14 protein-coding genes are annotated in these 15,951 nt (G+C 30.3%); 5 read left to right on the top strand and 9 right to left on the bottom strand.

Going from position 1 to position 15,951, the window contains the following annotated elements:
- Positions 1-66 precede the first annotated feature (66 nt).
- The gene (locus C1715_RS09465; protein ID WP_102400257.1) at positions 67-642 is read right to left on the bottom strand and encodes a GNAT family N-acetyltransferase; all 576 of its coding nucleotides are present in this window, start codon (positions 640-642) and stop codon (positions 67-69) included.
- Between the two features lie 987 nt (positions 643-1,629).
- Between C1715_RS09465 and C1715_RS09460 the strand changes: the two genes are divergently transcribed.
- Positions 1,630-2,013 (top strand): hypothetical protein, encoded by a 384-nt coding sequence (locus tag C1715_RS09460; protein WP_102400256.1) that lies wholly within the window; start codon positions 1,630-1,632, stop codon positions 2,011-2,013.
- 224 nt (positions 2,014-2,237) lie between these two features.
- Here C1715_RS09460 and C1715_RS09455 read toward each other — a convergent pair whose 3' ends face one another.
- The 3 genes from C1715_RS09455 to C1715_RS09445 are packed head-to-tail and all read right to left on the bottom strand — an operon-like array spanning position 2,238 to position 5,084.
- Positions 2,238-3,791, bottom strand: coding sequence for a PDDEXK family nuclease (locus C1715_RS09455; protein WP_102400255.1), 1,554 nt, complete (start codon positions 3,789-3,791; stop codon positions 2,238-2,240).
- Positions 3,792-3,802: 11 nt separating this feature from the next.
- Positions 3,803-4,855, bottom strand: coding sequence for a DNA (cytosine-5-)-methyltransferase (gene dcm, locus C1715_RS09450; RefSeq protein ID WP_102400254.1), 1,053 nt, complete (start codon positions 4,853-4,855; stop codon positions 3,803-3,805).
- Between the two features lie 19 nt (positions 4,856-4,874).
- On the bottom strand, positions 4,875-5,084 hold the full coding sequence (locus C1715_RS09445; protein WP_102400253.1) for a helix-turn-helix domain-containing protein: 210 nt from the start codon (positions 5,082-5,084) through the stop codon (positions 4,875-4,877).
- Positions 5,085-5,292: 208 nt separating this feature from the next.
- Between C1715_RS09445 and C1715_RS09440 the strand changes: the two genes are divergently transcribed.
- Both C1715_RS09440 and C1715_RS09435 read left to right on the top strand, forming a co-directional pair.
- Positions 5,293-5,508 (top strand): helix-turn-helix domain-containing protein, encoded by a 216-nt coding sequence (locus C1715_RS09440; RefSeq protein WP_102400252.1) that lies wholly within the window; start codon positions 5,293-5,295, stop codon positions 5,506-5,508.
- Positions 5,505-6,710 carry a hypothetical protein gene (locus C1715_RS09435; protein ID WP_102400251.1) on the top strand — a complete coding sequence of 402 codons (1,206 nt, stop codon included), beginning with the start codon at positions 5,505-5,507 and terminating at the stop codon, positions 6,708-6,710. The genes C1715_RS09440 and C1715_RS09435 overlap by 4 nt, the downstream gene beginning before the upstream one ends.
- 225 nt (positions 6,711-6,935) lie before the next feature.
- Here the strand turns inward: C1715_RS09435 and rlmD are convergent, their stop codons facing one another.
- On the bottom strand, positions 6,936-8,297 hold the full coding sequence (rlmD, locus tag C1715_RS09430; RefSeq protein ID WP_102400250.1) for a 23S rRNA (uracil(1939)-C(5))-methyltransferase RlmD: 1,362 nt from the start codon (positions 8,295-8,297) through the stop codon (positions 6,936-6,938).
- 416 nt (positions 8,298-8,713) lie between these two features.
- Between rlmD and C1715_RS09425 the strand changes: the two genes are divergently transcribed.
- Together C1715_RS09425 and C1715_RS09420 are read left to right on the top strand one after the other, a co-directional pair.
- Positions 8,714-10,591: an LTA synthase family protein gene (locus tag C1715_RS09425; protein WP_102400249.1), complete on the top strand. Its 1,878-nt coding sequence runs from the start codon at positions 8,714-8,716 to the stop codon at positions 10,589-10,591.
- 376 nt (positions 10,592-10,967) lie between these two features.
- Positions 10,968-11,720, top strand: coding sequence for a TSUP family transporter (locus C1715_RS09420; protein ID WP_102400248.1), 753 nt, complete (start codon positions 10,968-10,970; stop codon positions 11,718-11,720).
- A 219-nt stretch (positions 11,721-11,939) separates the two neighbouring features.
- Here the strand turns inward: C1715_RS09420 and C1715_RS09415 are convergent, their stop codons facing one another.
- The 4 genes from C1715_RS09415 to C1715_RS09400 all read right to left on the bottom strand — a co-directional run bounded on the left by C1715_RS09415 (position 11,940) and on the right by C1715_RS09400 (position 15,855).
- Positions 11,940-12,197: an ATP cone domain-containing protein gene (locus C1715_RS09415; RefSeq protein ID WP_102400247.1), complete on the bottom strand. Its 258-nt coding sequence runs from the start codon at positions 12,195-12,197 to the stop codon at positions 11,940-11,942.
- Between the two features lie 56 nt (positions 12,198-12,253).
- Positions 12,254-12,499 carry a hypothetical protein gene (locus C1715_RS09410; protein ID WP_102400246.1) on the bottom strand — a complete coding sequence of 82 codons (246 nt, stop codon included), beginning with the start codon at positions 12,497-12,499 and terminating at the stop codon, positions 12,254-12,256.
- Positions 12,500-12,624: 125 nt separating this feature from the next.
- Positions 12,625-14,217, bottom strand: a complete 1,593-nt coding sequence (locus tag C1715_RS09405) for a hypothetical protein (RefSeq protein WP_102400245.1) — start codon at positions 14,215-14,217, stop codon at positions 12,625-12,627.
- Between the two features lie 60 nt (positions 14,218-14,277).
- A complete protein-coding gene (locus C1715_RS09400) occupies positions 14,278-15,855 on the bottom strand; it encodes a hypothetical protein (protein ID WP_102400244.1) in 1,578 nt (525 codons plus the stop codon).
- Between the last annotated feature and the right edge of the window lie 96 nt (positions 15,856-15,951).

The raw sequence follows: 15,951 nt of genomic DNA, 5'->3' as shown, positions 1-15,951 counted from the left end.
TCATAATTTTCTTGAACTATACAGTAGCATATGTGATATTTCCACTAATCTCTTCGTTATTTAAAACTATAAATTATTAGAAAAATATACATCTGTAATTGATTTTCCTTTATAATCCTTAGGTAAAATATCCATATACACTTCATCAAAAGCCTTTCCACCTATAAAATGAGATTCACGCCTTCTTCCAAATTCCTTGAAACCAACTTTTTTATACATTTGTATTGCTTTATTATTATGAGAATAAACAACTACCATAACATTATGTAGGTTTAATATGTTAAAGCAATAATCTACAATAAGCTGCATTGCTTCAACACCATACCCTTTACATCTGAAATTCTCATCACCTATTAAAATAGCTAATTCCGTTGACCTATCTACAGAGCATACTTCTTTAAGCCAACGAAATCCAATTAACTTATCTTCTTTTAAATCAACTATTGAAAAATGATTACCTTGGCTACTATAATGTTTTCCAAAAAATTCTTTAGTTCTTTCTATAGAATAATTGCCTGCTGCATCTCCAAGCCCAATAGCTGTATTCATGTCTGTAAACCATTCTGCAAATTTTTCATGATCATCATAAACCATTTGTGCCAAATAACACTTTTCACCGATTAATTTTTTTAAATATTTCATGTAACTATTCAGTTATCCTAAATAATTACTATTTTTAACAAGCTTGCTTATATAACTATATCATACTATATTACATTAATGTATTAATTTAATTAAATATTATAAATATTACCTATAAATTTATAAAATAAAAAAACCTTACTTTCAAATTTTTAGCAAACATAAACTTCCAGTTTATGTCACGACCCCTGGCAGGTTGTGCGAAAATCAAAATTGCTTGCAAGTTTTTAGTTTAGCATTTTATTTTTGATAAAAAAACCAAAAATGTGTCTTTAAAATAGTTTTAAAAAGTCTTATTTTATTGGTTTAAGATAAAACATAAGTTATTTTTGAAAGTTAATTATGAAAATATTGCATTGAAAATAATTTGCGCACAACCTGCTGGGGTCGTTCCAGAAAAAGGTTGAAGTGAAACAGAAGACTTTTTCTGGTTGCTATACTTTTGCTCGCATTCTTCCGAACACTTTGTCACCACACTTAGCACATATAATTTCTTATATGCACCGTGGCTAGCTAAAAGGCTCCTTGACGATTACCTTTGCTGGACTTTCACCAGCTAGTATGGTCCAGCTTAGCTGGACGTGCCCCCTGGTATCGTTCCAGAAAAAGGTTGAAGTGAAACAGAAGACTTTTTCTGGTTGCTATCGCTTATTGATTTTTCAAGGTGCTAAACTTAAGTATAAAATATCTCAGTTCTTGTATTAGTATGACCCTTATAAATAACCTTAAATTTATTTCTATAAACAAATTATATTCGCTACTTTATTTTATAGATAAATTATGTCAAAAAAGGTCATCACCTCATAGCTTTATAAATTTGGCTTCCCTTGGATTCATTTTAAATACATTAATAATAAATGTATTAGCTATCCAAATATTTGTCATTAATGCCTTTAATATGATAAAATAACAGTGTTATGATGCCAAAAGTTATATGCATGATATTAAATGGACAGGCTTTATTGCCTAACTTATAGGAGGGATAATATGCCACAAGCTGGAGATATTTATGTTGTAACAATCAAACCTTCTCATATTGATTGGGGAGAATACAGAAATCCTACTAACAGAACTTTTATCGAAGGTGAATCTTATGTAAAGATACCGTCTGATGTTGCCAGACAGTATGGAATAGCTAGAGGTTCGACGTATACTGCTCATTTCACTAATGGTCATAATTCGTTTGAAATTAAAGCTGCAGGTAATGGACCTTTTGAAAATGGAGTTCAGTATGCTAAGCAGTTTGAGGGTATTGGTCATGGTGCATGCAAGGCATTTACACCATGGTATGTCTCATGCAATGCCCAAATTGGAGACAGAGTGCAGGTAGAGTTTATTTCTTCTACAGATGTACAGTTTACGTTATTATAATTTTTAAGACACTTGACATCAAAACAATAAGAGCCAGAGAATGTATCTTTAGCTCTTATTTCATAAAAAACATGAGATTATAGATAGCTTAAAGCAAAAAAACTTTTGACAATATAAAAGAGCACATTTATATTTTTTATATTCTCAAGTTTGCTATGAAAAAATGCTGGTAAACCACTCAAAACATATAAGTTTTACCGTCAAATCCATTCTTGTAATTTAATTTATAAGTCAGACAACAATATCTGCCTGTTTACAGAAAATATATCTCTGATATTTTTATGAGTATAATTTTTAGGTTCGTATAACTCAACAAGCTTAATCATGTTAGACACACTTATTGCAGAACCTGATACGCCAGTAACATTCACAATATCATTAATTTGAGAACTAATATTCTTTCCAAATCCACCCGCAATGTATGAAAAGAAGGCAAGCGAAACATCAGCCTTACTATAACGTTTAAGATTCTTTATATAATTATGAACCATTCTATTGTGATGATCATTATTAATGGTATACTTACTGTATGCCTTATTATCTAGTATAGCTTGATAGCCGTCTGCATTGGATAAAATTAATACATCAGGTGTAAGACCTATAGGTCCTACATGTTTAGCTTGAAACCCAAAAACATTTTGAAATAACTCAACTGTCGCTTTTTCAAAATCTATAGCTTCATCTCTTCCTTTGAAAGCCATTTCAAAGTATTCTGTCATAAAAGCGCCAACAGAACCTCTTGGATACAACTTTAAAAGTGTTTCTTCTACCAGCTTGTCTTCAAAACCTGTTTGCTCAACTATTTTATCTATAAGATATGTAGTTATTTTAGTTATAGGTTGTTTTAGAGATTCTGTAATATATGCCTGTTTAATCTTCTGTTCGGCAATTATTTTTGCTGTAATAGTCTTTGTTTTTGTAAGATTTCTAGTATCCTTTTTATGCTTAGGATCCAGACCATATTTTCTTTGGAAATATTCATGTTCTTCAGGACGATCAATAAAAGGCGGACGTACCGATAGAATCTGCTGAACTTCCAATTTTTTATCCTCAAGAATGCATACTTGTCCACTTTCTCTTTTTACAAGCTGTGTATATTCCAACCAATTTACAATAGTATTCGCTAAATCCATTAAATGACTAAAAGGATGTTCAGGATTTACTTTACCTTTTGAGGATTTATACTTATCAAAAAAATCCTCTTCATGAATCATGTCACCTCTTTGTCTAAATTCCAAAATTTTCTCCACTATATATCTATAACATTTATCTGTTTCATTTTCTGCCTTAGTAACTATAATTTTTGCAATTTCTTCTTCTGTCAAATATTCTATATCTGAATCATTTAGTAATTTCAGAAGAAATCTAAAAGGTCTTATTTTAAACCTTTCAGCAACTTGAACTCCTCGGCTTAATGAAAAGGAGGATGGAAACTGATATTTTAAAATCTGATTTTTCAATACTTCAACAGGAGAATCTCCTGCCATTATAGCTTCACCTGCTAATGTTAACTTTATTTTTTTAGTAGACTCCTGAGTGAATATTAATCCTAAGCTGGCAACCCAAGCCTTATATGTTCTCGCACCACCACCGGTCTGATCCCTGCGCTCACCTATACGCTTTAAACCAGCTTGTTCTAATGCATCTTCAAACGATAAATGTGATTCTCTTTGTCCCTGCCACTCTTGGTCTAATGATAAATCAGCAAATGTTGCCAACACATCTGGAATAGAATTTAATTTCCGCTTTGGTCTTGTAACCCACCAATAATTTAACAAACGAATCCCCCCTAGTCATTTACATTACAGGGAATAAAGTCATAATCAATACCTGCAAATGTTCTTAGTATAGCTTCAAATATTATCTTTGCCCCCTTGGCTGGAACTGCCATACCTATCTGTCTTCTTACACTTTCTTTTGAACCTTTAAATACATAATTATCTGGGAATGTCTGTAACCTTGCCCTTTCCCTATTAGTTAATGCTCTTGGTTCAGCATAATGATACATATGTGTACCACCTCCGCCAGAACCTGTTACTGTATAAGCTGGTCTATTAGGATCTAATCTTTTATATATTTGACTTATCTTTGCCCCTTTGACATTTAATTGTAACTCCTGTGGCAAATCTGCTGTAAAAGCATTTTCTCCTGGTTTTATATATGATAATCTCTCCGTTACTATTGCTGACTGCCTTGTTAATTCATTATTTAGTGCATCCTCAGGAATTGGTGGTATTTCTAATGCACTCCTAGAAGTATTATCTATTCCAGCATAAGGAGCTGGCGAAGGCACTCTAAACTCGTAAGGTAAATCTTTTCTAATACCTATAATAATTATTCTATGGCGAGCCTGGGGTATCCCATATTCTTCAAACTTATATAAATGTGGGTATAATCTATATCCTGCTTTTTTTAAATCATTGAGTATCTTTTTAAATGCTCCACCATCATTGGCAGACTTTAATCCGCCTACATTTTCAGCTAGAAACCACTTTGGTTTATACTTTTTTAATACTTTTACCCCATATGTGTACAAAGGACCATACTCTCCATCAAATCCCTTCTGTTCACCTACAACTGAAAAGTCATTGCATGGGAAACCAAATGCTAATGCATCTATAGCTTCAAGAGAACCTATATTCAATTTTCTTACATCCTGGCAAATAACAGAGTCGGGTCTTTCTGGACATATATTATGTATATAAGTATCACATGTATCATGATCATAATCATTTGCCCATTTATGAACTATCCTATATTCCTTATTTTCAATTTTCGCTGTTGTAGCACCATAAGCTAAACCTCCCGGTCCACAAAACAATTCTCCTAATTGAAATATCATTTATAACTCCCTCTCTTATCTATACTTTTTCACCATTTGTTAATATAAAATTTCTTTCGAATTTTGCTTCTACAACTTCTGCAATCTGTTCTAATTCTGATATCGTAAAACTTTCTCGCTTCATCTTTGAATTAAGATTTTGAGGAGACTTTCCCAATCTCCTGGCTAATTCTGCCACACTTATATTGCTCCTAACACAAAGTACTTTAATTTGTTCTGAGATAGTCATCTTTCTCACCCCATCTGTAAGGAAAATATATTGCTAGTATAAACTTTTAGTTTTATAATGTCAATTATTTTTTTTAGCTTATCATTTTTTAAGACATCTACATATCTGCTTAAGACATATCTGCTTAAAAGTTTAAAATTAAGTTTCCAGATAAAAATTGATATAATTCACTCTATAGTGTATTATATTCTTTAGGCAGGTGATAAAAATGAAGCTTACTATGGGTGAAAAACTCCGTATTTTACTAAAGAGAAAAAATGTTACGATTGTTGAGTTAAGTCGTAGAATAGGAACTTCAAATCAGAATCTAGCTAATAAGTTTAAGCGGGATAATTTTTCTACTAAAGAATTAGAAGAGATTGCTGAAGCTTTGGGATGTGAATTTGAAGGGTATTTTGTGGATAAGGATGGGGAAAAAATATGATAAGTGAACATTGGATTAGGAAGGATGTAAACTTTACAAAATACAATAAACATGATGATGATAAAATTGTTTTACTCAATTCAAAAGAATTATGTGATGAATTCTTATCATATTCTGATAGTTATTTCAAAGCAGCCGAATTAATTGCTGAGCATTTAGTAACCGATGTCTGTGAGAATAGTGATATCGCCACACTAGACACTTGGTTTTTTGCAGTTACTTACCTTTATCGTCAAAGTCTAGAACTAATACTAAAAGCAACTTTATATAAATATAATATCAATCAAGAAGACATCATCTCAAAAATGCGTCATGATTTAGCAATTGGTATTGAATTATTAGATCAGCAAGTTGGTGAATCTACTAAGTCCAACGCAAATTATATTTGGTTGTATAAGTATCTAACCAATATTTCTGATATTGATAAAGAGTCAGATATGTTTAGGTATCCATTTAACAATAAAATGGAAGCATTTTTTAGAGAACAAAAGCATTATGACTATATTGCAATTTACGAAAATGTAGAGCGAGCGAAAACAACCCTATTATCTTTAATGAATATGTCAATTGATACATACATTGCTAAATACACTCACGAACCTACTTTATTAATAGAAGGTGGACACTACTATCAGCAGGCAGTAATTGGATATAAACTCTCTCAACGTGATTTTTATCCCTATATTAGAGCATATTCCGAATGTGCCAATTACCTATTAGAGCTAATGAATTCTAACAATAGTCACCTAGATCTATTCCTACCAATGTGTTACTTATTTAGAAATTCAATTGAATTAGAGCTTAAGAAAATTTATATTTTACATTGTAGCTTAAATAATAAATCTCCTGACTTATCAAAGTATAAGCATCGCTTATTAAAATTATGGAAAATTACTCAATCAACTATAGATGAGCATTCAAATGCACCAGAAGATGATACCACTGTAGAAGATTGCTCTGTATATATTGAGCAACTTAATAATTGGGATGGATGCTCGAGTACTTTCAGATATCCCATCAATAAAAATGGAGACTATTTCTTTAAAAGAGAAAAAAGGTATAATTTTAGAAATGTTGGACAATGTTTCAACGATATAAACTATTTTTTTGGATGCGTTGAACAACAACTAGATTACCACCTAGATATACAGATGGAAATGGAAGCAGAAAACTGGTCTAACATGGATTATGATTATTACTAATAGACACTAAAAAATCCTGAATTCACTTGGTTTGAATTCAGGATTTTTTACTATCCATTTCATTAAATTTTCAAGGAAAAATCGACAGTTAGTTAACGTGTTTCCACATACCACATCATATAGCAATTCTTATTTCCATACTCCTTTTTAAGTCTTTTTCAACGTAATTTTCGCTATTTTTACTAAAAGAATAGAAAGCACAAAACTGCTTAAACACTAGTAAAATCAATGGTTTTGACGACATAGTCGTACTACCGTCTCCACGTGTGGCGTGTGCGCAAACATATCCTTCACCCTCACCCTCTCAATCACATACCCATTCTCCTCTAAAACCTTCAAATCATTAACCAATGTCTTAGGGTTGCAGGATACGTAGATGATCTCTGGGGCGTTGAATTTTATTACGTATTCCATGGCCTTTGGGTGTACTCCTGGTCTTGGTGGGTCTAGGATTATTATGTCTGGCTTATGCTTTATGTCTTGGATGACCTTAGCTACGTCGCCGGCAATGAACTGGCAATTGTCTAGACCATTTAGTTTGGCGTTTTCTTTGGCAGCTTCTACGGCTTCTTCTATGAGTTCTACTCCTATTACCTTCTTGGCGCTAGGGGCTACTATTTGGCCTATGGTGCCGGTGCCGCAGTATAAATCAAAAACAGTTTTATTTTCAGCATTTCCTAGGAAATCTTTTACAATTGAATATAGTTTTTCTGCGCCCTTAGAATTAGTTTGGAAGAAAGAAAATGGGCTTATCTTAAATTTAAGTCCTAGAAGCTCTTCTATTATGTAGTCCTGACCATATAGTATTTCCATGGAGTCTGCTTGAACCACATCGGAAAGAGAGTCATTTATAGTGTGAACTATTCCCTTAAGGTTACCTTCATATGGCAGTGCCTTTAGTATTTCAGTTATTTCTTCTAAGTTAAAATCTATTTGAGAGGTAGTTACTAAATTTATAAGTATTTCCCCTGTATTTTTTGCCTTCCTTATAACTAGATTTCTTAAATAGCCTTGGTGACTCATTATTCTGTAGTGAGGAAAAGCCTTTTCTCTGAAGTAATTTACTACAGTGTCTAGTGCTATTCTAAAGTCTCCATCTACTATTTGGCAGTTATTTGTATTGATTATGCCAAAGGCTGAGGCTTTTTTGTGCATGCCTAGGTTTAACTCTCCGCCTTTTTCTAGGTCTCCAAAGGTAAACTCCATTTTGTTTCTATATTCCCAAACTTCTGGACTTCCCTCTATGCCTAGAAATTCAAAATTTTCTATGCCTGCATCTTTAAAAAGCTTTAGCACTTGATGCTTTTTAAATTCTAGCTGCTTTTCGTAGGATATGAATTGGTGAGAGCAGCCGCCGCAGTAATTAAAGTGTGGGCATTTTGCATCTATTTTGTAATCCACGTCCTCTATTATTTCTTTTAATCTTCCTTCTATTTTGCCGCCTTTTTTCTTAGTTATTTGTGCAAGTATTTTTTGTCCTGGAAGAGTGCCTTTTACATATACCTTTTCTCCTTCGTATTCCGCAACACCCATGCCTGGAAATTCTGTATCCACTATATCTAATATGTATTCTTTTCCTTTTCGCATAAACAAAACTCCTCTACCTATGTTTTATTTTAATGTATTACCATGATTATCCCACAAAAGATATTACATTACTTGAATTATGAAATTTCTCTGTAATGATTTGCATAAGAAGCGAAGGAACTATTTAAATTAAATTTATTGTTCCGTGCTCTTATGCCAGTCATGGAGGAGAAATTTCATAATTCCACCACATTGTACCTTTTGTAGTTTAATCACTTTATAAAATATATCTTAACATTGTAATTTATTTCTGTACTTTTTGTTAATTTCCAATTAATTTTCTTCTATATTTGTTGAAAAAATGACCCAGTATGTTATACTTTTATAGGCATAATAATCTAAATTATCGACTATAATGTTATCAAATAAATTTTCTTTTGTCTAATAAAAAATGTTTGTTGAAAGGATTGAAAAAAATGAAAAAAATATTAGGTTATTTAGACCTAGTGCTATTTTTAATTTTAGTCACTATTAAGGTAACAATTTATGGTGACATGGTGAATCCATATTTTAATATTAAATATATTTTAGGTCCTACCTTGGCATCTATAGTAGTGATTGCATCTATATCTCTTTTGTTTAAACCTAAGGGAAGAAGCAGATACCTATATATATGTAATATAATAATTACCTGTGTACTTATAGCTGACATAAATTATTTTAGATATTATAAAGATATTATTTCTATACCTGTTATTAAAAATGGTATTTTACTTGGAGCTGTGAATCAAGCTGTAAAAAGTATATTAAAACCTCAAGATTTATTATTACTTATAGATATACTTCTAATTCCTATATTCAAGAAAATATTTAAATTTAAATTCAATAATATATATTCTAGTTACATGGAAATTAAAAATGCTCATGTGCCATTTAAATTAAGAGCTTTAAGTTTTACATTAATTTTTGCTTTATCACTTTATTCTGATGGATATTATATAAATAAATTAAGAACTGAACAACCAAGACTTATTGAAGGTATGTATAATAAGATTTATATAATCAATTCCCTTGGAAATATAAATTGTCATGCACTGGATGTATACAACTTTGCTAAAAAAAGCTTTTTTGACAAAAAATCTTTAGATGATGAAAAAGCGGATGAAATAAAAACTTACTTAAATGCAAATTCAAAGAATTCTGGAAGTAAGCTTAAAAATGTAGGTAAAGATAAAAACCTAATAATGATACAAGTTGAGGCTCTTCAAGGCTTTGTAATAAATAAAAAGATTGAAGGCCAGGAAATTACCCCTAACCTAAATAGATGGTTAAAGAAAAGCTTGTATTTTGATAACTATTATTATCAGGTAGCTGGTGGAAATACTTCTGATGCAGAGTTTATGTCTAACAACTCACTTTACCCTGCTTCTTCAGGAGCTGCATACTACATATATAGCGGAGACGAATTTAATTCTCTTCCAAAGCTTTTAGATAAAAAGGGCTATTATTCCGCTGCTTTCCACGGATATAAAGAAGGCTTTTGGAATAGAAATGCTATGTATGTAAAAGAAGGCTTTGATAAGTTCTATGGAGAAAAGAGCTTTAATATAGATGAAAAAATTGGACTTGGTCTAAGTGATGAATCTTTCTTTAAACAATCTTTAGAAGAGATTAAATCCTTTAAGGAACCATATTTTTCATTCTTAGTAACCTTAACTAGCCATTTTCCTTTTGAAGCCACAGATAAATACGGTGAATTCAATGTAGGAAATTTAGAAGGAACCTTTACAGGAAATTACCTAAAATCTATACATTATGCTGATAAACAGTTAGGAATGTTTTTAGATCAGTTAGAAAAGGACGGTATTATGGACGATTCTATAATAGTTCTATATGGTGACCACTTTGCAATACCAAAAAATCACGCTGAAGAACTTTATACCTTTGTAGGCGAAACTGGCAATGATGAATTTACCTGGATGAAACATCAAAAGGTTCCACTAATAATGCACTTCCCTAAGGATGCTCATAAGGGAGTTAACAGTGTGGTTTCTGGTCAAATGGATGTATTCCCTACTTTGTGTAATATGTTTGACCTTAAGAATCCTTATAAATTTGGACGAGATTTGTTTAATGTTAAGGACAGACTAGTAGTATTTAGAACCGGTTCTTTCATAGACAATAATGTGTTCTATTCTTCTTCTTCAAAAAAATATTACGATTTAAAAACTGGCCAGGAAGTAAAAGAAACTGACGCTTTAAAAAAGAAAAAAGAAGAAGCTTTAAAACACTTAGATTATAGTGATACTCTATTAGATCACAATTTAATTAAGAAATTTACGGAAAATAAATAGACTAATTTAAGCACACGCAGCGGAGGTTTTTACAAACTTTCTATAAATAAAATTGAAAAACAAACAAATATATAAGTAACCCCCTACAATGATATATTTCATTTGTAGGGGGTTCTTTATACACATTATCTAGTACCTAAATACAACTAGTAGCTCTTACTACTATAATCTATCTATACCTTTAAATCTAAGGAAACAGGGCTCAAATAAAATAATATACTAAGAAGAATTTTTGCATTGGGAATTATAGATTTATGATGTATAATAAAAACGTAAGCCTTATATTTATACTATAAACTTAACGTGAACTTTATGTCTTGCAACTTATTATTTATTTGAATGTGCCTTAGTATGCTTGACACTTAGGAGGTATCTTATGTTTAACATTATATTTTTGTGTGTAGCTGGCTTCTTAGCTGCCTTTGTGGATTCCATTGCTGGAGGAGGGGGACTTATTAGCGTACCTGCTTTTATGCTAGCTGGACTTTCACCAACTTATGTTCTTGGAACAAATAAATTTTCTTCCACCACTGCATCTCTTACTAGTTCCATTAAATTTATTACTTCTAAAAAAGTAAACTTTAAAATATTGAAGTTTCTTATTCCCTTCACTTTAGTAGGTGCTTATTTAGGTGTGAATACAGTACTTGCTATTGATGAAGCAATATTAAATGTTTTAGTTTTAGTACTCATATTATTTATAGGGATATACAGCTTGTTTTCTAAGTCATTAGGCCTTACTAACAACTTTAAGGGGTTAAATAAGAAAAATATGTTTCTTGGAATACTGCTAGCTTTTTCTCTAGGATTTTATGATGGATTTTTTGGTCCAGGCACTGGTTCCTTTCTAATATTTGGGTTTATAAATATATTTGGATATGATTTTGTAAATGCCAGTGGAAATGCTAGAGTTTTAAATTTTACAAGCAATGTGTCCTCATTAATTTTATTTGCTTTACATAGAAGAATTTTTTACGCTTATGCTATACCCGTGGCGATATTTATGATATTAGGTGCTCAATTTGGAACAAAGGTAGCCTTAAAAAAAGGTTCAAAACTTATAAAACCTATTTTTATAACCATGTCATTAGCTGTTGCAGGGAAAATGGTTTTTAAACTATTTACTTAGAATAAAACCTTAATGTTGTAAAGAAGTTCACGTAACACAGAAAACCATAAATACATAAATAATAAATTACATAAATAAAATCTGTCTTTACAGCCTAAAGTACACAACTTTATTAGAGGCTTAAAGACAGATTTTTATTTGTAATAGTATCAAGTAATTCTACTTTAAAAGAAACTTTTAAGAAAAGTTTAAACTTCCCATGGATAATACATTTATAAGTTATTGTGATTCGTAAGCTTTGGCTACACTTTCAAATCCGGAATTGCTTAATTTTTCTATAACAATATTCCTTATGTCATTATAGCTCACTTTGTTCTTAAAATCATCCCATATCTTATTTTTAACATCTTCTGACATATTAAGTATATCTGAAGATGTCATAGGATTTCCTGCATCATCAGAAGATCTTTCTATGGAAACCATGATCTTGCTTATATCAAATTCTTGGGTTCTTCCATCTCTCTTGATTACTTTCATTATTTTCTCCCTTCCTTAGTAAAATATTTGTAAATAAAATTTACTTACCCTTTTAATTATAGTATTTTCCTAAGTTCTTCTGCCTTATAGTCCTTTGTGTATTTATTGTTAAATTCATCTATCAATATCAATGTAACATTTTCATCCTTAACCTTCAAAACCTTACCCTTTTGTTTTGAACCTATTACATTTACAGATTTACCCACTTTTAATTCTTTTACATAGAAACTATCACAGAACTCACATTTATCTGCATTATTGAACACCCTTTTACAATCACTACAATAATACAATTTACTCAATTTATTTCCCCCTCTCTAATACTCAATACTTATTTACATTTATATTTCTATAGTATATTGCCATTTCCTTCTTATTTACAAAAAATTTAGAATATTTAAAATATAAAGTTACAGGCTAAAATATTTTAGCCTGGTAAATATGGAGTAAATATAAGTAATGTTAATAAGGAGTCCAACCCCAATGCTGGCAAAGAATGTAATGAAGGTAATGCATCCATATCTTCTTTATAAACCTTTAAAGCATAAAAATAGCATAAAAAACTAATGAGTAAATTAAATACTATACCAATCCAAGGCGAACTTATTTCACTTGGCAGATAATATTTAAATCTATTATACGATATACTATATATTGAAAAAGTTTTTATTCCTGCTGCAAAGATTAAACCTATAGCAAATATAAAACCATGTAGTTTAGGATTTATTCTATACTGAACCAATGTAAAGATACCCATAAATATCAATGCTGGTATTATCCATCTAGTAGCTAAAAGAAGTATATAAATAAAAATATATGCTATTCCTTGTAAAGTATCTTGTATAGCTATTGATTTTTCTTTTTTAGTTAAATTATTGTTTAAAGCTTTAAATTCATTATTTTTAGAAGTCATGTACAAATCATACACTCCATTACCTTCTGGAGAAAACTCTGAATAAACTACAATATCATCTATTGCGCAACTATGCGTATCTGTATCATATGATTTTGTTATCATTGTAGTAGGACTAATTTTCTCTCCTTTTATTGTAAATTCTCCTATATCTTCATATTCTTTTTTAGTACCAAAGTCTCTTAGTCCTTCAACAAAAAATCTTGCTTTGCTGTCATAGTAACCTTCTGATTTAAATCTCTTTATACTTTTAAATTCTGGAATTTCAATAATTTCCCCCTGGGTTTGCTCTTCAAATTTAGGATTTTCTAAATCAAAAGTATATTTTTTATATACTTCACCCCTTTTACTATAGGAAATAGCCATAAAGTGCATATATCTGCCATCATGAGCCATAGTTATTTTGGGATTTGCATAGAACATAAATGATGTCATTTGAAATAATTTTTTTGAATCAGACAACTTTCCATCTTTGTAATAAAAATATTTTTGCTCTTTTACAGGTTGCTTGCTGTTCATATATGTTATTACATACTTATCTTTATATTTTGCAGCTCCTATATTTATAGGGGCTTCTGCTTTAATTTTATTTATCTTTCCAGTTGAAAGGTTTAAAATTTCTAAATAATCTTCTCCTGCTCTTAGAAAAATTTTTTCATCTGCTTGAGTTGCCTCTAATACTTGAGACATTTTTTTACTTTGAACAACTTTAAAATTTTCATCTAATTCATAGGTAAAATTCATTCCATACATAGCTAAAGCTTCTATGTAATAGTGACCGTTTTTTAATCTACCTAGATTTATATTTGTAATTTTTTCTCCATCTACTTTTATATTTGATTCTTTTAATACCTTTCCTAAATAATCGATTTTTAATACTTTAATCTTTTCTCCATTATCTACGGCAACTACGTAATCCTTTCCACTCTTTAATATTTTAGGATCTGCTATGGATGAAACATTGGTTAAATATCTCCCTTTTCCCCATTTTGATGAAGGTGGCTGCTTATTTATTTCTATATTTAATTTGTACTGTAAAGCAATGATAATAGCAGCTACACATATGACTATACCTATGAAACACTTTTTCCTTGAATTTGTCCCCATTATTATTACCCCCTATTTATACCATTTTATTCTACATAGTACTTTAATATTCCCCAATAATTAAAGCATAAATGGTGCAAAAACCAACAATGTAAATATTGAATCTAACATTAAGTAAGGTATAAATTTAGCCACTGGCATAGCATCTAAATCTTCCCTATAACTTAAATATCCAAACAAGTAGAATACAGCACTTATAATTAGACATATTACAAATCCTAATACAGCAGATGAAAGCTGTTTAGGTAAGTAATAGGAATATAGCTTATAATTAGTTGTATATATAGTTTGATATTTAATTAAAAATGTCATAACTGCTGTTGCTATATAAAGTAATTTTTTAGTCTTTTTACTTAACTTATATTCTAAGAAACTTATTATGCCTATTGCCACCAATGCAGGTAAAATCCACTTCATTCCCAAAACAATTATATATACAAAGCTATAAAGAAGTCCTTGTAGTGTGTCTTGAAAAGATGTAGTTTTTTCTTCCTTTTTCATTACATTATTTTCTTTTTTAAATTCATCTTTTAAAGATGTCATGTACACCTTGTGATTTTCTGATTCCGGAATATAATCACAATACACCGCTATATCCCCTTTAGTTGCACCATAAGATGATACATTTCTAGATTTACTTATAAAATCTCCTAAAGTTATTTTATTATCTTTAATATAAAACTCTGCTATATCTTCATACTGCTTTTTTATACCAAAATATCTTGACACCCCTGCTAAAAATTTAGCACTGCCATTTTCTGTAGAAACATACATTACGTCCTTTACTTCATCTACTCCAGGTAATTCCAATTTTTTTCTAGAATACTTTTCCATGTTGTCTAATTTAAAATTATATTTTTCAGATTCAAAACCAAATTTAGTCTTTTTATGTAATAGTAAATATGCATATTTATCATCTATTCCAAGGGTTGAATTCATTATAGTTTGACCTGTAGATAAATTTAGTGCCGTTGCTACTTTTGGTTCTGTCAATTTACCGCTTTTATAATTACAATATTTAATGAGTCCATCTCCCGTTACACTCATAATTAAATAATTATCTTTAGCAATTTTTGCTCCCCTTATAAAATCTGCTTTACCTATAGATGCTTTTTGGGTATTTTCAGTAGCTGAATCGTATAATTCTATATATTCATCATAAGCTCTCACTAGTATGCTATCATCTATTTGAAATGTTTCATTTACGCCAATTATTTTGTTGCTTTTTACCTTATTTAATTCCTTATCCAGGATAACATAACTTTCTTCATTATTTTCTAACTTTTTAGAATTCCAACTAACAAAGTATTCATCTCCCTTAGCTTTCATAAGAGTAATGCTATTTATAATTTCATCTTTAACAGGTATATCTTTTTCCTTTATCTTATTACCTAATGAATCTATTTCCATTACTTTAATTTTCTTTTTGTCACTTATAGCTAAAACATATTTTTCTCCATGTTTTTGTATTTTAACATAGGAATTTACATTTGCTTCACCTAAACTCTTTCCTTTACCCCATTTTTTAGAAGGTGGTTCCTTGTTTATGTCATAATTTAATTTATATTGTGTTCCTAATATAACCACTGCTAATAATACTGTAATTATTAAAAAAAACTTTTTTGTCTTTTTTGTCATTTTCAAGCCCCCCATGCTACGTTAAATTACATTATAATAATTATACTTTAATACCTATTTACTTAAAAAGTTATTCTATATAAATTCAATATAAAA

It is taken from the genome of Haloimpatiens massiliensis, assembly GCF_900184255.1.
In the GTDB taxonomy this organism is placed as follows: domain Bacteria; phylum Bacillota; class Clostridia; order Clostridiales; family Clostridiaceae; genus Haloimpatiens; species Haloimpatiens massiliensis.
This window is presented reverse-complemented; position numbering and strand designations above follow the sequence as displayed.